Raw genomic sequence first — 13,612 nt, forward strand, 5'->3', positions numbered from 1 at the left:
CCGACCACGGCACGGCGTCAGCGCCACACCAGGTCGGGCGGGATGGATGTGGTCTTGATCAGTCGGGCGTTGGGCATGTCCTTGTCCAGGGCCTTGCGACGGGCGGCGTCGGCGTCGCGGCCCATGGACAGCCAGCGATCGATCAGGCGCTGCTCCAGAGTGGCGTCGTCCACCTCGAGCATCACGCTCAGGTCGAAGAGGTCATGCAGGGCGCGCCAGGGCTCCTGGTCGAGCAGCAGGTAGTTGCCCTCGACGATGACGATGCGATGCGCGAGGGTGACCAGCCGGCCCCCGGCCCGGGCCAGGTCCAGGGGCCGGTCGAACACCGGTACCGCCACCGCGGCATCCGCGCAGCGAATGCGTTCCAGGTCGACCCTCAAGCCCTCGGCGTCGAAGGTCTGGGGCGCGCCCTTCACCGCCAGCTGCGACGCGCCAAGCACGGCGTTGTCGAAGTGGTAGCCGTCCATCGGCACCACCACCACCTGCCCCGGGAGGGCGCCGTCGATGGCCTGCAGGAGCTGCTCCGATCGGTAGGACTTGCCGGAACCGGGCGGCCCGGCCAGGGCCACCAGGAAGCGCTCGCGGCCCTCGGCGGCGACGAGAATCCGCCGTGTCACCTCGGCCAGGGAATCGACTTGGGCAGGCTGGGACAGGGTCGACATCATTCTCACCTCAGTCTGTTGTGACACGGCTATCGTTAGTCTGGCTGCGACCGATACCTGGACAGCAGGCCGCGGCGTAGGCTGCCAGGGTCTCGTCGATGCGATGGCGCACCAGGGCCCGCGGCGTGGCCTCGAGCTCGCCGCGGCGGATGGCGGCATACTGGACCGGCAGGTACTGGCTGATCAGGGTCGGTGGCATGGGCGCGGCGGCCAGCGCCGCAAAGAGCCCTTCCACCGCTTCGGCGACCCGGGGGCGCGACCAGTAGTAGCGGCAGCGATCGCTGAGGCTATAGGCCCGGGCGAAGCGCTGCTCGTCCGGGTCGCCCGCATAATAGGCCTGCCAGTAGCGCGGCTCGGCCAGCATCTCCACTTCCAGGGTCTCGCGCAGCGATATCGGCCAATGCACCCCCGGCGCCTCCTCGGCGATCCGGTCCAGGGCAAACAGCGCCTCGCGCAGGGTGAAGGTCAGCGCCGGGCCCACCTTGAGGATGGCGAAGTGGCCGGCGACGAGCTGATGGTAGGCCCGTGGAGTCTGGTAATCGGTGGAATGGGCCTCGAAGACCAGGTCGGGCCAGGCATGGATGGCCCGACTCAAGTCGTGGGCCGATTCGGGTGCGAAATCCACCACCTCCGTATGGCCGAACTCCACCCCCGGCTGGACCACCACCGCCCGTACCCGGCCCCAGGCTTCCTCCAGGCCGGCCTCGACGAACACCTCGCGATGGGTCCGCAGGGTCGATTCGAGGTCGGCGGTATCGGTGACGGTGAGGGTGTCCAGATGCTCCTGGGCACCGCCCGGCACCGGCACCTCGGTGCCCACCACATAGCGCAGCCAACCCTGGCCCTCCCCTGCCGCCCGCTCGGCGGCGGCGGCCAGGCGGGCGGCGCGGCGGGCCACGGTGGCATCGTCGAGCGCCTGGGGATCGTCGGCACAGGGCATGCTGGCGTCCAGGTGCAGTTTGACGAATCCCGCCGCGGCGTAGGCCGCCACCATGGCCTCGGCGCGGACCATGGCCTCATCCGCCGGGAGGGCCTGCCAGGGCGAAGGGCCCAGGTGGTCACCGCCCAGGATCACGCGAGTTTCGGGGAGCCCCACCCGCACGGCGATGGTGCCCACGGCATCACGGAAATCCGCCGGGGTCATGCCGGTGTAGCCGCCCTCCTGGTTGACCTGGTTGCAGGTGGCCTCCACCAGCAGCGGGGTGCCGTCGGCCAGGGCGCGCTGGCAGGCCGCCTCGAGAACCAGCGGATGCGCCGAACAGACGGAGGTGATGCCCTCTTGCTCGCCGCGACGATTGGCCGCGACGATCTCGTCGAGAGGATGGGTCATGGGGTCTCTCCCGCGGCGAGAAGGCGCCGCTCCAGAGTGGCCTGGTCGCTGCAGCCCTCCATCGGGCCCAGCACGGTGACGGCATGGGCGCCGGCGGCGTTGGCCAGTCGCAGCGCCTCGGCAAGCGGACGACCGGCCACCAGGGCGGCGACCAGGGCGCCACCGAAACAGTCGCCGGCCCCGGTGGGGTCGACCTCCGCCACCGCCAGGCCCGGCGCCTCGATGACGCCATCGCCGGTATAGGCGCGACAGCCCGCCGCCCCTTGCTTGAGCACCACCAGCGACAAGGGGTGCTCCGACCGCAGTCGCGCCACGGTGGCGTCAGCATCCTCGCCCGGCTCGGCCAGCCACTCGAGGTCGGCATCGCTGGGCAGGAAGAGATCGCAGTGCGCCAGCACCCTGAGCAGCGCCTCGCGCACCTCGGGACTCGACACCAGCTCGAGGCGGACATTGGGGTCGAAGCTGATCCTGCCGCCTCTCGCCTTCACCCGCGCGACCAGCCGCAGCAGGATCTCGATCCCGCCCCTGGAGGCGAGCGAGGAGCCCATCACATGGAAGTACCGGCAGGCCGAGAGGTGTTCCAGCTCGCCCTCGTCCAGGGTCTGTCGGCCGCTGGCGCTGTGGGCCAGGTTGAAGATGAACCGCCGGCTGCCGTCCGCCTGATAGCTGACGAAAGCGGTGCCGGTGGGGTACTCGGGGTCGCGCTGTACCGCCTCGACGTCGATGCCGTCGTCGCGCAGCCGCTCGACCACCAGGTCGCCGAAGCCGTCGCGCCCCACTCGCCCGGCATAGGCGACCCGGGCCCCCAGGCGTGCCGCCTGGGAGGCGAAGATGGCCGGCGCCCCGCTGGGGAAGGGGCCGGTGAAACGACCGGGCCTGTCGAACCGCTGCCCGCTGGCTTCGGCCATGAACTCGGCGAGCAACTCGCCACTGGTGGCAATATCGAACATGGGTCAGCTCATCCAGTTGCCGCCATCGACGTTTAGCGTCTGCGCCACTACATACTCGCTGTCGTCGCTGGCCAGAAAGACGGCCGGACCGGCGTAGTCCGCCGGTCGACCCATTCGCCCGTAGGGCACCGCCTCGCCCACCAGGCGCTTCTTCTCGCCCAGGGGCCGGCCCTCGTAGCGGGCGAAGAGGGCGTCCACCTCCTCCCACATCGGCGTGTCCACTACCCCGGGGGCGATGGCGTTGACGCGGATGCCATGCCGGATCAGGTCCAGGGCGCAGGATTGGGTGAGGCTGATCACCGCCGCCTTGGTGGCACAGTACATGCTCACCAGGGCCTCGCCGCGACGCCCCGCCTGGGAGGCCATGTTGATGATCTGCCCGCCCCGGCCACGCTCGACCATGGCCTTGGCGACCGCCTGGAGGGTAAAGAACAGGCCCTTGACGTTGACGCCGAACTGCTTGTCGTAGCTGGCTTCGGTCACCTCGAGCACCGGGGCCATGTCGAAGAGGGCGGCATTGTTGACCAGGATGTCGATGCCGCCGAACTGTTCGACGGCACGCTGCACCATGTCGTCGATGGCGGCACGATCGCAGACGTCCAGGCGCACGCCCAGCAGCCGCTCGTTGCCGTGCCCCTCGCCCTTCAGCGTGGCCAGGGCCTCGTCGATGGCGCCCTGGTCGATGTCGGCGATCACCAGGCGGGCGCCCTCCTCCGCATAGGCCCGGGCGATGGCCAGGCCGATACCGCGGGCACCGCCGGTGATCACTGCGGTCTTGTCCTTGAGTTTCATGTCGTCAATGCCTCGTTGGTAGGGTTCGGGACGCGCAACGATGCGCGCGCCATTGATCGACCAGGGTCGCCAGGCCATTCATGTGGTTGAGCACCCGCCAGGCCCCGGCCTGGGTCAATCGCTCGGCCTGGCCCGGCGGAACATGGCTGGCACCGGTGAAACCGATCACCGTCATGCCGGCCCCATGAGCGGCTGTGACACCGGAGACGCTGTCCTCGACCACTAAGCAATGCGCCGGGGTGCATCCCATTTCGCGAGCCGCCAACAGATAGAGCTCGGGGTCCGGCTTGGGTCGTTCCACCTGATCCGCGGTGAAGATGGGCGCGTCGCCGAACACCGCATCCAGCCTGGTGGTTGCCAGCGAGGCCAGGACACGCTTGCGGCGGCTGTTGGATACCACGGCGAGCGGGAAGCGAAACGTCCGGATGACCTCGGCCACGCCATCGATGGCTTCGAGGTTCTCGAGAAGGCGCGACTCGATGGTCTGGTCGACACGCTCCTTCGCCTCTTCGGGCAAGCGATGGCGGCTCTGCCCTTCCAGGTGGCGCAGGATGTTGGCCGTGGTCATGCCCAGTGCCTGGCTGAGCACGGTGTCGGCATCCAGGTCGGGCAGCCAGCCGCCGAGAAGCTCCACCAGGGTCGCCTCGGCGATCGCCTCGCTGTCCACCAGCACACCGTCGCAGTCGAAGATCAGGGTCTCCATGGTCGCTCCCGTTAGAGTCCGCTACTTTCGGTGGCCTGGCGATGGTCTTGGCGGGTGAGGCCGGCCAGGGGATGCTGGTGCAGGCTGGGCAGTGCCATGGCGTCGCTGTCGAAGAGATGAGCCCGTACGGGCTCGAAACCGAAACGCACCCTGTCATGCACGCGATGCGCGACATCACCATCGGCCATGATGGTGACCATCAACTCGCCCATCTGAACGTAAAGCGAGGTCTGGCCTCCCAGACGCTCCAGCACCTGAATCTCGCCCGAGAGCGGACCCTGATCGTCGAGTTGCAGGTGCTCGGGACGGATGCCCAGCTCCAGCCTGGCGTCGGCCGCCAGGTCGCGGCCGTCCACCGGCACCGTGCAGGCATCACCGCCGGGAAGGCGGATACGAACACCCTCGGGGCTCGCCTCGTCGAGCTCGACGTCGAGAAAGTTCATCTTCGGTGAGCCGATGAAACCGGCGACAAAGCGGTTGCGTGGATGGTGATAGAGCTCCATGGGCGAGCCCATCTGCTCGACGACACCGTCTTGCAGCACCACGATCTTGTCGGCCATGGTCATGGCCTCGATCTGGTCATGGGTGACATAGATCATGGTGGCGTCGAGCTCCTCATGGAGCCGCGCCAGTTCGATGCGCATCTGCACGCGTAGTGCCGCGTCCAGGTTGGAAAGCGGCTCATCGAAGAGAAAGATGCTGGGATTGCGCACGATGGCGCGGCCAATCGCCACACGCTGGCGCTGGCCACCGGAAAGCGCCTTGGGCTTACGATCCAGCAGTGGCTCCAGCTGGAGGATCTTGGCCGCCTCGAGGACCTTCTGTCGCCGTTGCTCCTTGGGCACCTTGGCCAGGCGCATGCTGAAGCCCATGTTGTCCTCGACGGTCATGTGCGGGTAGAGCGCATAGCTCTGGAACACCATGGCCAGGCCGCGATCGGCGGGAGCGACGTCGTTCATGCGCTGGCCGTCGATCAGGATGTCGCCGGAGGTGGCGCTTTCCAGGCCGGCGATCATGCGCATCAGGGTCGACTTGCCACAACCGGAGGGGCCGACGAAGACCACGAACTCCTTGTCGTTGACCTCCAGGTCGATTCCCTTGATGACGTGAGTGTCATCGAAGCTCTTCGTGATCTGCTTGAGTTGTAGTGTTGCCATGAGAAGATTCCTTTACTTGACGGCGCCGAAGGTCAGGCCACGGACCATCTGTTTCTGTGCTTGGCGAGCGCGCCAGCCGAAGACCCGTCTTCGGCGTCGTCGATAACTTATTTCACCGCGCCAAAAGTGAGGCCACGGACCATCTGTTTCTGGGTCAACCAGCCGAAGACCAGGATCGGCGCGATGGCCATGGTCGAGGCAGCGGAAAGCTTGGCCCAGAACAGCCCCTCGGGGCTGGAGAATGACGCGATATAGGCGGTCAGCGGTGCCGCATTCGACGAGGTGAGGTTGAGGCTCCAGAATGCCTCGTTCCAGCTCAGGATGACCGAGAGCAGGCCGGTGGAGGCGATCCCGGGAAGCGTCAGCGGCAGCAGCAGGAAGAACACCTCCTGGAAGGTGGAGGCACCGTCCATGCGTCCCGCCTCGAGGATGTCCTTGGGCATATCCTTGAAGAAGGTGTAGAGCATCCACACCACGATCGGCAGGTTCATCAGGGTGTAGACGATGATCAGGCCGGTCCGGGTGTCGAGCAGCCCCACATCGCGAAACAGCAGATAGATAGGCACCAGCACCCCGACCGGCGGCAACATCTTGGTCGAGAGCATCCACAGCAAGGTGCCCTTGGTACGCTTGGTAGGCAGGAACGCCATCGAATAGGCGGAGGGTATGGCGATCAACAACGCCAGCAGCGTCGAGCCGAAGGCCACCACCACGCTGTTGATCGCGAAGCGGGCATAGCCCGTACGGTCATGGACCGCCTGGTAGCTCTCCAGGGTCGGCGAGAAGATCAGGCTAGGGTCGGCGATGGCCGCGGCCTCGGTCTTGAAGCCTGTCAGCACCATCCAGAAGATCGGGAAGAAGATCAGCAGGGCCACCGTCCATCCCAGCACGGTGATCCCGAACTTCTTCGTCCCGGCGGAGGCCAGCCACGAGGGGGGCCTGTTGCCAGTGGCCATCGCCTCCTGGTCGGTGAGAGACAGTGCCGCGGCTTCGTCTGGCTTGTTTCTTGAAGTGGTCATGGGCGACTCCAGAGTCACTGGTCTTCCAGGGCTAGTCTTCCAGGTTCTTGGCGACCATGCGGACCAGGAAGATGGCGACGATATTGGCGAGGATGATGGCGATGACCCCACCCGCGGAGGCGGTGCCGACATCGAAATCGAGCAGAGCCCGGATGTAGATCAGGTAGGCCAGGTTGGTGGTGGCCAGGCCCGGGCCGCCCGAGGTGGTGACGAAGATCTCGGCGAAGATGGTCAACAAGAAGATCATCTCGATCATGATCACCACGCTGATGGCGCGCTTGAGATGCGGCAGGGTGATGAAGAAGAAGATCGCCACCGGTCCCGCTCCGTCCATGCGTGCCGCCTCCACCTGGTCCTCGTCCAGGGACTGCATGGCGGTGAGCAGGATAAGCAAGGCGAAGGGCAACCACTGCCACGCCACGATGATCACGATCGAGGTCAGGGGTAACGAGGAGAACCAGTCGACCGCCTGGAAGCCGAAGGTCTCGGCAACCCAGGACAACACGCCGTTGGAGGGGTGCATCATCATGTTCTTCCACACCAGAGCGCTGACCGTGGGCATGACGAAGAACGGCGAAATGGCCAGCACCCGGGCGATGCCGCGTCCGGCAAACTCTTGCTGGAAGAGCACGGCGAGCAGGGTGCCACCGACGACGGTGATCGCCAGCACCCAGCCGACCAGCTGGAGCGTATTGCCCATGGCCGCCCACAAGGCCGGATCGGAGAACAGGTATTGGTAGTTTTCCAGGCCGGCAAAGCCGGTCATGCCGGGCATCAAAAGGTTGTAGCGCTGGAAGGAGAACCAGAGGGTCATGCCCAACGGAATCACCATCCACAGCAATAAGAGGGTAACCGCCGGTGCCTGCAGCGACAGGGTTCTCAACCCCCCGACGGTACGGCCGGAAGCTCGTGTCTTGTTCATGGAAGTACCCGCAAAACCAGGTCGGTAGGAGTAGCCCGGCCGGGAGAACCCGGCCGGGCGCGGCGTGGCAAGGTGTCAGTCGGTGTAGCCGGCACGCTGCATGGTGCGCTGCGTGGCGGACTGCGCGGCGTCGAGCGCTTCCTCGACCGACCTTTCGCCGGTCAATGCGGCCGCCACCATCTGCCCCACCTGGGTACCGATGGACTGGAATTCGGGAATCCCGACGAACTGCACCCCGATATAGGGACTCGGCTCCAGCGTCGAGTCGGTGGGATCGGCATTCCGCATCGCCTCGAGCACGAACTCCGCAAAGGGTGCTGCCTCGATATAACGTTCGTCCTCATAGGTGGAAGTCCGCGTTCCCGGGGGGACGCTGGCCCAGCCTTCAGTTTCGCCTACCAGCTCGATATATTCCTGAGACGTCGCCCAGGTAATGAACTCCCTGGCGGCGTCCTGCTTCTCGGATGTGGCAGGAATGGCAAGGGCCCAGGACCAAAGCCAATGCGACCCCTTGGGCGTCTCGGCCACCGGTGCCTGGGAGAAGCCCAGATGATCGGCGACCTGGGACTCATCGGGATTGTAGATACGGCCCGCCGCCGAGGTCGCATCGACCCAGATGGCACACTTGCCGCTGGAGAACAGTGCCTGGTTCTCATTGAACCCGTTGGAACTGGCACCCGGGGGGCCATAGTCGTTCAGCAGGTCGACATAGAACTGAATGGCGGCTTGCCACTCCGGCGAGTCGAGCTGGGCATTCCAGTCCATATCGAACCAGCGGCCGCCGAAGGTGTTGACCAGGGTCGAGACGAAGGCCATGTTCTCGCCCCAGCCCGGCTTGCCACGCAAGCAGATACCGGCCAGCTCGTTGTCGGGATCATGCAATTGTCCTGCCCAGTCGCGAACCTCGTCCCAGCTCGGCTGCTCGGGAACTTCAATGCCGGCATCATCGAACAGGTCCTGCCGGTAATACATCATCGAGCTTTCGCCATAGAACGGCAGGGCGTGCAGGGTGCCGTCATGGCTCAGACCGTCGCGAACAGTGCTGAGCAGATCGTCGACCCGATAGTCCTCGGGAAGATTATCGAGCGGTGATAGCCAGCCACGCTCAGCCCAGATCGGTACCTCATAGGTGCCGATGGTCATGACATCGAACTGACCGCCGTCGGTGGCGATATCCGTGGTCATGCGCTGGCGCAGGACGTTTTCCTCCAGCACCACCCAGTCGAGCTCGATATCGGGATGCGCGGCCTCGAACTCCTCGGTGAGGCTCTGCATGATGATCATGTCATTGTTGTTGACCGTGGCGACGGTGATCTCGGTCTGTGCCTGGGCCTGGGAGGCGACGGCAACGGCCGCCGTCAGGGTGGCCAGCGGCAGGGCTCGGGTGAGTTTCATGGTGGGCTCCTTCGGGACTTGTATTGTTGTATGTCAGCCAATCTTGATCACTTTGATCATAGATCAATCAAATGATCGGACACGAGTCCCAAAAATGCAAAGTCCACACACTAGACTTTGGTAGAAGAGCAGAACAGATTCTTTATTTCTGGTGGGCTTTAGGTGCTACTCGGCGGCCCGCTTGGTGATATAGCGTGCCGCTGTCTCATCGGTGACCAGGCCCTTCAGCCAGCCGCCCCGCAGCGCGGCAAGCAGCGCCGGGGCCTTCTCGCGGCCGCCGGCCAGGGCCACCAGGGGTTGGTCGCGCAGCATCTCCAGCGGCAGGCTGGTGACCCGACGGGTGATGGAGCAGTCAATGACCCGACCTTCACGGTCCAGTGGCCAGCCCAGCAGCTCGCCGACGGCCTCGAGCCGCAGCAGCTCCTCGAGGTCGCCCTGGTCGATGAAATGATCCTGGAAGAGGGTCGCCTGTCGGTCGATGCGCCCCACGCCGATGAAGGCCGCCTCCGCCTGCCTGGCCACCTCCGTAATGGCCTGGAAGAGTCGCTGGCCGAGCATGGCCTGCTTCTCTTCCACCGTGTCGGCCACCACCGGGGTCGGCAGCAGGAAGCGCTCGCCACCGGTCTTGTCGGCCAGCACCACCACACCGTCGTAGCGGTTGGCCGAGCCGTCACGTGCCACATTGCCGACCAGCGAGACGAAGCGGTGTTGCGGACGGTCATGGCGGCTCATGGCCTCGACGGTGGCGCGCACCGAACGCCCGGTGCCCAGCGACAGTGTCAAGGGTTCGCTGCGCTCCACCAGGCGGGAGATACGCTCCGCGCCGGCCGCCGCCAGGTAGTAGGCGGCGCCATCGGGCGCGTCCGGCTCGGCCGGCACCACATCGCAGTAGTCGAGGCCATAGCGGTCACGGATCGCCGCGGCCAGGGCCATACAGGCCGAGATCGGATGGTCGATGCGCACCTTGATCAGCCCCTCCTGACGTGCCAGGGCAAGCAGGCGCTGGACGCCGGGACGTGAGACGCCCAGCTGCTGGGCGATCTCGTCCTGGGTGATGCCACCTACGTAGGACATCCAGGCGGCGCGTGCGGCCTGATCCAGCTTGCGTTCGAACTTGTCCATGGCCTTGGTCTCCTGGTTCCGCCCGGGTCCGGCTCCCATGATACCGGGGCTGCCTCCCGGCACAATGCCAGGTGCCGGACCATGCGCCGCGACGCCCGACCACTGGAGACGCCTGGCCGCCCGGCCTATGATGCGGAGTTCGAGACACCATTCTTCGAGGAGGAATCCCCATGCCCATTGCCATGATCACCGGTGCCACGTCCGGCTTCGGCCGCGCCGCCGCTCACCGCTTCGCCGCCGCCGGCTGGTCGCTGATCCTCACCGGCCGCCGCACCGAACGCCTGGAGGCGCTCGAACAGGCACTAGGCGACAAGGTTCGCGTACTAACCCTCACTCTCGACGTGCGGGACGCCGAGGCGGTGGCCCGCGCGGTCGAGGAACTGCCCGACGCGTTTCGCGGGGTCACCTGCCTGGTCAACAATGCGGGCCTCGCACTGGCACCCAAGCCGGCCCAGGAGGTGGACCTCGCCGACTGGCACACCATGATCGACACCAACGTCACCGGGCTGGTCAACGTCACCCATGCCATGCTGCCCCGCCTGATCGCCACCGGTGCCGGGGCGAGCATCATCAATATCGGTTCGGTGGCCGGCAGCTGGCCATACCCCGGCGGCCACGTCTATGGCGCCACCAAGGCCTTCGTCGAGCAGTTCGGCTACAACCTGCGCTGCGACCTGAAGGGCACCGGGGTCAGGGTCACCGACATCGCGCCGGGGATGGCCGAGACCGAGTTCACCCTGGTGCGCACCAAGGGCGACCAGGCCGCCTCGGATGCCCTCTACAGTGGCACCACGCCGCTGCAGGCCGAGGACATCGCCGAGCAGATCTTCCACGTGGCCACGCTCCCGGATCATATCAACATCAACCGGCTGGAGGTGATGCCGACACGCCAGACCTGGTCGCCCTTCACCATCGATCGGGACTGAGCCAGCGCGATCATGTGCCGCCCGGGTCAGGCACTGCCAAAGTAACGCTCGCGATCCTCGGCGGTGATGTCGCTGACATGCAGCGGGAAGGCGGCATCCCGCCGGTCATCATAGAAGTGGCGCAGGGTGCGCTCGATGGTGGGAAAGGCGAGCTCGTCCCAAGGGATCTCGTGCTCCTCGAACAGCGCCACCTCGAGACTCTCGGGCCCTGCCGCAAAGCTGCCGGCGAGATCGGCGAGGAAGATCATGTAGACCTGATCGATGTGCGGCAGGTTGATCAGGGTATAGAGCCCGTGGATGTCGACCTCGGCGCAGGCCTCCTCGCGGGTCTCGCGGGCGGCGGCCTCGATGGTGGTCTCGGCGTTCTCCATGAAGCCCGCCGGCAGGGTCCAGTAGCCCTTGCGCGGGGAAATGGCGCGGCGGCAAAGCAGAACTTTACTGCCGCTCACCGGGAGGGTGCCGGCGACAATCCGCGGATTCTGATAGTGGATGGTGCCGCATTCGTCGCAGAAGAAACGTGGCCGGTCGTCCCCGTCGGGAATCGCGAAACGCACGGTATGGCCACAGTGACTGCAGAAGTTCATGGCGCTCCCTGGCAGGCTGGCGGGCGGCATACGGCCACCCGGTCAGGGCTTGACGCCGCTCATGGCGGCCGAGTAGAAGGAATCAAACCCGATGGAAGACCCATGTTAGAGAACCTTCGTGAACGCCTGCAAGCACACCGGCCACGCCGGGCCGGCCTGCGCCTGCCTGAAGCAGCAGTCCTGCTGCCTATCGTCGACCGCCCCGAGCCGACCCTGCTGTTCACTCGCCGTGCCGACCACCTCAACACCCATCGCGGCCAGGTCGCCTTCCCCGGCGGCAAGCGCGAACCTCAGGATGCCGACCTGCTGGCCACGGCGCTGCGCGAGTCCATGGAGGAAATCGCCCTGCCACCGGAGCGCGTGGAATTGCTCGGTCGGCTGTCGGACGTGGTCTCGCTCCACGGCTTGCGGGTGACCCCCTGGGTAGGGCTGATCCCGCCCGACCTGCCGCTCGTTGCCGACCCGAATGAGCTCGATGTCATCTTCGAGGTACCGCTCTCACACTTCCTGGAGGACCAGCGCACCCACACCGATGTGATACGGGTGGATGGCCGCGACTACTACGTGCCCAGTTACCATACCGATGGCCACGTGATCTGGGGGCTCTCGGCGATGATGCTGGTAGAACTGCTCGCGGAAGGCTTCGCCATGCCGATCAACCTCTACGAGCGACCGCCGGGCGAGCTGCTCTTTCGCCCCGAGCGGCGAATCTCCAGCCCATGATGACGACCACTTCGCCCCAGGAAACCGCCCTGCCCCGCGAACGGCTCCCCGAGCTGGTCGATGCCCTGGTGGAGCAGGGCTGGTACGTCGGTGAGGCCTTCATCCCCACCGAGCTGTGCGCCGAGCTCTACCACGAAGTGATCGCCATGGCCGACCACGACGCCCTGGAGAACGCCGGCATCGGTCGCGGCCAGGCACACGCCCTTCGCCAGGACATCCGTGGTGACGCCATCCGCTGGCTGGACCGCGAGAGCCGGGCTCGGCGTCGCTATCTGGAGGCCATGGGTGTGCTGCAACAGGCGCTCAACCAGGCACTGTTCCTGGGGCTGTTCGAATACGAGGCCCATTTCGCCCACTATCCGCCCGGCGCCTTCTACCGGCGGCATCTCGACAGCTTCCGCGGCCGTGCCAACCGGGTGGTCTCCACCGTGGGTTACCTCAATCCCGACTGGCCCGCCGACGGTGGCGGCGAGATGGTGCTCTACGACGTCGAGGTCCCCGAGCGTGAAGTGGCCCGGGTACGCCCTTCGTCCGGCACCTTCGCCTGCTTTCTCTCCGAGCAGGTACCTCATGAGGTGCTGCCCACCCGCCTGCCGCGCACCAGCATCGCCGGCTGGTTCCGACGCAACGCCTCGCTGGGTGGCCTGGTGGACCCGGCCCGCTGATGGCGGACGAGCTGCAGGACGCCCTGCCCCGAGTGCTGGCCGACCCGATAGCCTTGGAGCAGGTGCTGGTCAACCTGCTGCTCAATGCCCTGGAGGCAAGCCGCGATCACCCCGGCGCCGACCGGGTGACGATCCATGCCCGGCGCAGCGGGCGTCGCGAGGTAACCCTGACGGTGCGCGACAAAGGCCCCGGCGTGCCGATCGACCAGGCCGAGCGGATCTTCGCCCCGTTTCTCACGAATCGCCATGAAGGACTAGGGATGGGCCTGGCCATCAGCCATTCGCTGATGGAGGCCATGGGCGGAGATCTGCGGCTGCTGCCTGACGACGGTGCCGACGGCGCTACCTTTGCCGCTAGAGTGCTGGCCGAAGCCCCCTCGGCCGGCAACGCGATGCCCGGGTAACCGAGACCCGACCTCCCGCATCGCCCTCATTGGCAGCGGCCAGGCCTCGTGCCGCAAGACGAGAGCGTGCCGGCCACTCCGACGAACGTCGCACTAAATGTGCGATACCGTACAGACACAAGTGGGGGACGGAGGCCAACCTGCAGCCTTCGGGTATGCAGGTCCATCGGCGAAGCGGGAGTGGATCGCAGCGCCCTACCCCAAGACCCGGACACGCGTCCCGCAAGGTCCATCGACCATAGAATGGCGTGTCGGGTC

General features: G+C 66.2%; 15 protein-coding genes. 4 read left to right on the top strand and 11 right to left on the bottom strand.

Annotation, left to right across the window (positions count from 1 at the left end; translation table 11 throughout):
* Positions 1–17 precede the first annotated feature (17 nt).
* From HALO32_RS15790 to HALO32_RS15835, 10 genes are all read right to left on the bottom strand, one after another.
* The gene (locus tag HALO32_RS15790; protein ID WP_151444852.1) at positions 18–662 is read right to left on the bottom strand and encodes a nucleoside/nucleotide kinase family protein; all 645 of its coding nucleotides are present in this window, start codon (positions 660–662) and stop codon (positions 18–20) included.
* A 10-nt stretch (positions 663–672) separates the two neighbouring features.
* The gene (locus HALO32_RS15795; RefSeq protein ID WP_151444853.1) at positions 673–1,992 is read right to left on the bottom strand and encodes a D-tagatose-bisphosphate aldolase, class II, non-catalytic subunit; all 1,320 of its coding nucleotides are present in this window, start codon (positions 1,990–1,992) and stop codon (positions 673–675) included.
* Entirely contained in the window at positions 1,989–2,942 is a 954-nt protein-coding gene (locus HALO32_RS15800; RefSeq protein ID WP_151444854.1) for a sugar kinase, read from the bottom strand. The genes HALO32_RS15795 and HALO32_RS15800 overlap by 4 nt, the downstream gene beginning before the upstream one ends.
* Before the next feature lie 3 nt (positions 2,943–2,945).
* Positions 2,946–3,734 carry an L-iditol 2-dehydrogenase gene (locus HALO32_RS15805; RefSeq protein WP_151444855.1) on the bottom strand — a complete coding sequence of 263 codons (789 nt, stop codon included), beginning with the start codon at positions 3,732–3,734 and terminating at the stop codon, positions 2,946–2,948.
* Positions 3,735–3,738: 4 nt separating this feature from the next.
* Complete coding sequence (locus tag HALO32_RS15810) at positions 3,739–4,437, bottom strand: HAD family hydrolase (protein ID WP_151444856.1); 699 nt, start codon at positions 4,435–4,437, stop codon at positions 3,739–3,741.
* Positions 4,438–4,448: 11 nt separating this feature from the next.
* Entirely contained in the window at positions 4,449–5,594 is a 1,146-nt protein-coding gene (locus HALO32_RS15815; RefSeq protein WP_151444857.1) for an ABC transporter ATP-binding protein, read from the bottom strand.
* Between the two features lie 107 nt (positions 5,595–5,701).
* Complete coding sequence (locus tag HALO32_RS15820) at positions 5,702–6,550, bottom strand: carbohydrate ABC transporter permease (RefSeq protein WP_151444886.1); 849 nt, start codon at positions 6,548–6,550, stop codon at positions 5,702–5,704.
* A gap of 94 nt (positions 6,551–6,644) precedes the next feature.
* Positions 6,645–7,535, bottom strand: a complete 891-nt coding sequence (locus HALO32_RS15825; RefSeq protein ID WP_151444858.1) for a carbohydrate ABC transporter permease — start codon at positions 7,533–7,535, stop codon at positions 6,645–6,647.
* 75 nt (positions 7,536–7,610) lie between these two features.
* Entirely contained in the window at positions 7,611–8,930 is a 1,320-nt protein-coding gene (locus tag HALO32_RS15830) for an ABC transporter substrate-binding protein (protein WP_151444859.1), read from the bottom strand.
* Positions 8,931–9,095: 165 nt separating this feature from the next.
* Positions 9,096–10,052: a sugar-binding transcriptional regulator gene (locus HALO32_RS15835; RefSeq protein ID WP_151444860.1), complete on the bottom strand. Its 957-nt coding sequence runs from the start codon at positions 10,050–10,052 to the stop codon at positions 9,096–9,098.
* A 170-nt stretch (positions 10,053–10,222) separates the two neighbouring features.
* Here HALO32_RS15835 and HALO32_RS15840 point away from each other — a divergent pair, with 170 nt between their 5' ends.
* Complete coding sequence (locus tag HALO32_RS15840) at positions 10,223–10,978, top strand: SDR family NAD(P)-dependent oxidoreductase (protein ID WP_151444861.1); 756 nt, start codon at positions 10,223–10,225, stop codon at positions 10,976–10,978.
* A gap of 26 nt (positions 10,979–11,004) precedes the next feature.
* On the opposite strand, the gene HALO32_RS15845 is transcribed toward HALO32_RS15840, so the two are convergent.
* The gene (locus HALO32_RS15845) at positions 11,005–11,562 is read right to left on the bottom strand and encodes an NUDIX hydrolase (protein WP_151444862.1); all 558 of its coding nucleotides are present in this window, start codon (positions 11,560–11,562) and stop codon (positions 11,005–11,007) included.
* A 102-nt stretch (positions 11,563–11,664) separates the two neighbouring features.
* Between HALO32_RS15845 and HALO32_RS15850 the strand changes: the two genes are divergently transcribed.
* From HALO32_RS15850 to HALO32_RS15860, 3 genes are read left to right on the top strand one after another with little or no spacing between them, the layout of a single operon-like run.
* Positions 11,665–12,285 carry a CoA pyrophosphatase gene (locus HALO32_RS15850; RefSeq protein WP_151444863.1) on the top strand — a complete coding sequence of 207 codons (621 nt, stop codon included), beginning with the start codon at positions 11,665–11,667 and terminating at the stop codon, positions 12,283–12,285.
* Positions 12,282–12,950, top strand: a complete 669-nt coding sequence (locus HALO32_RS15855; RefSeq protein ID WP_407646889.1) for a 2OG-Fe(II) oxygenase — start codon at positions 12,282–12,284, stop codon at positions 12,948–12,950. The genes HALO32_RS15850 and HALO32_RS15855 overlap by 4 nt, the downstream gene beginning before the upstream one ends.
* The gene (locus tag HALO32_RS15860; protein WP_151444864.1) at positions 12,950–13,354 is read left to right on the top strand and encodes an ATP-binding protein; all 405 of its coding nucleotides are present in this window, start codon (positions 12,950–12,952) and stop codon (positions 13,352–13,354) included. The genes HALO32_RS15855 and HALO32_RS15860 overlap by 1 nt, the downstream gene beginning before the upstream one ends.
* Positions 13,355–13,612: the final 258 nt, after the last annotated feature.

The sequence above is a fragment of the Halomonas lysinitropha genome (assembly GCF_902500215.1).
GTDB classification, from domain to species: domain Bacteria; phylum Pseudomonadota; class Gammaproteobacteria; order Pseudomonadales; family Halomonadaceae; genus Halomonas; species Halomonas lysinitropha.

What these genes read in the sequence shown, in the direction of transcription:
- HALO32_RS15790 (WP_151444852.1), bottom strand. Translation starts at nt 662, where the DNA reads ATGTCGACCCTGTCCCAGCCTGCCCAAGTCGATTCCCTGGCCGAGGTG.
- HALO32_RS15795 (WP_151444853.1), bottom strand. Translation starts at nt 1,992, where the DNA reads ATGACCCATCCTCTCGACGAGATCGTCGCGGCCAATCGTCGCGGCGAG.
- HALO32_RS15800 (WP_151444854.1), bottom strand. Translation starts at nt 2,942, where the DNA reads ATGTTCGATATTGCCACCAGTGGCGAGTTGCTCGCCGAGTTCATGGCC.
- HALO32_RS15805 (WP_151444855.1), bottom strand. Translation starts at nt 3,734, where the DNA reads ATGAAACTCAAGGACAAGACCGCAGTGATCACCGGCGGTGCCCGCGGT.
- HALO32_RS15810 (WP_151444856.1), bottom strand. Translation starts at nt 4,437, where the DNA reads ATGGAGACCCTGATCTTCGACTGCGACGGTGTGCTGGTGGACAGCGAG.
- HALO32_RS15815 (WP_151444857.1), bottom strand. Translation starts at nt 5,594, where the DNA reads ATGGCAACACTACAACTCAAGCAGATCACGAAGAGCTTCGATGACACT.
- HALO32_RS15820 (WP_151444886.1), bottom strand. Translation starts at nt 6,550, where the DNA reads ATGGCCACTGGCAACAGGCCCCCCTCGTGGCTGGCCTCCGCCGGGACG.
- HALO32_RS15825 (WP_151444858.1), bottom strand. Translation starts at nt 7,535, where the DNA reads ATGAACAAGACACGAGCTTCCGGCCGTACCGTCGGGGGGTTGAGAACC.
- HALO32_RS15830 (WP_151444859.1), bottom strand. Translation starts at nt 8,930, where the DNA reads ATGAAACTCACCCGAGCCCTGCCGCTGGCCACCCTGACGGCGGCCGTT.
- HALO32_RS15835 (WP_151444860.1), bottom strand. Translation starts at nt 10,052, where the DNA reads ATGGACAAGTTCGAACGCAAGCTGGATCAGGCCGCACGCGCCGCCTGG.
- HALO32_RS15840 (WP_151444861.1), top strand. Translation starts at nt 10,223, where the DNA reads ATGCCCATTGCCATGATCACCGGTGCCACGTCCGGCTTCGGCCGCGCC.
- HALO32_RS15845 (WP_151444862.1), bottom strand. Translation starts at nt 11,562, where the DNA reads ATGAACTTCTGCAGTCACTGTGGCCATACCGTGCGTTTCGCGATTCCC.
- HALO32_RS15850 (WP_151444863.1), top strand. Translation starts at nt 11,665, where the DNA reads ATGTTAGAGAACCTTCGTGAACGCCTGCAAGCACACCGGCCACGCCGG.
- HALO32_RS15855 (WP_407646889.1), top strand. Translation starts at nt 12,282, where the DNA reads ATGATGACGACCACTTCGCCCCAGGAAACCGCCCTGCCCCGCGAACGG.
- HALO32_RS15860 (WP_151444864.1), top strand. Translation starts at nt 12,950, where the DNA reads ATGGCGGACGAGCTGCAGGACGCCCTGCCCCGAGTGCTGGCCGACCCG.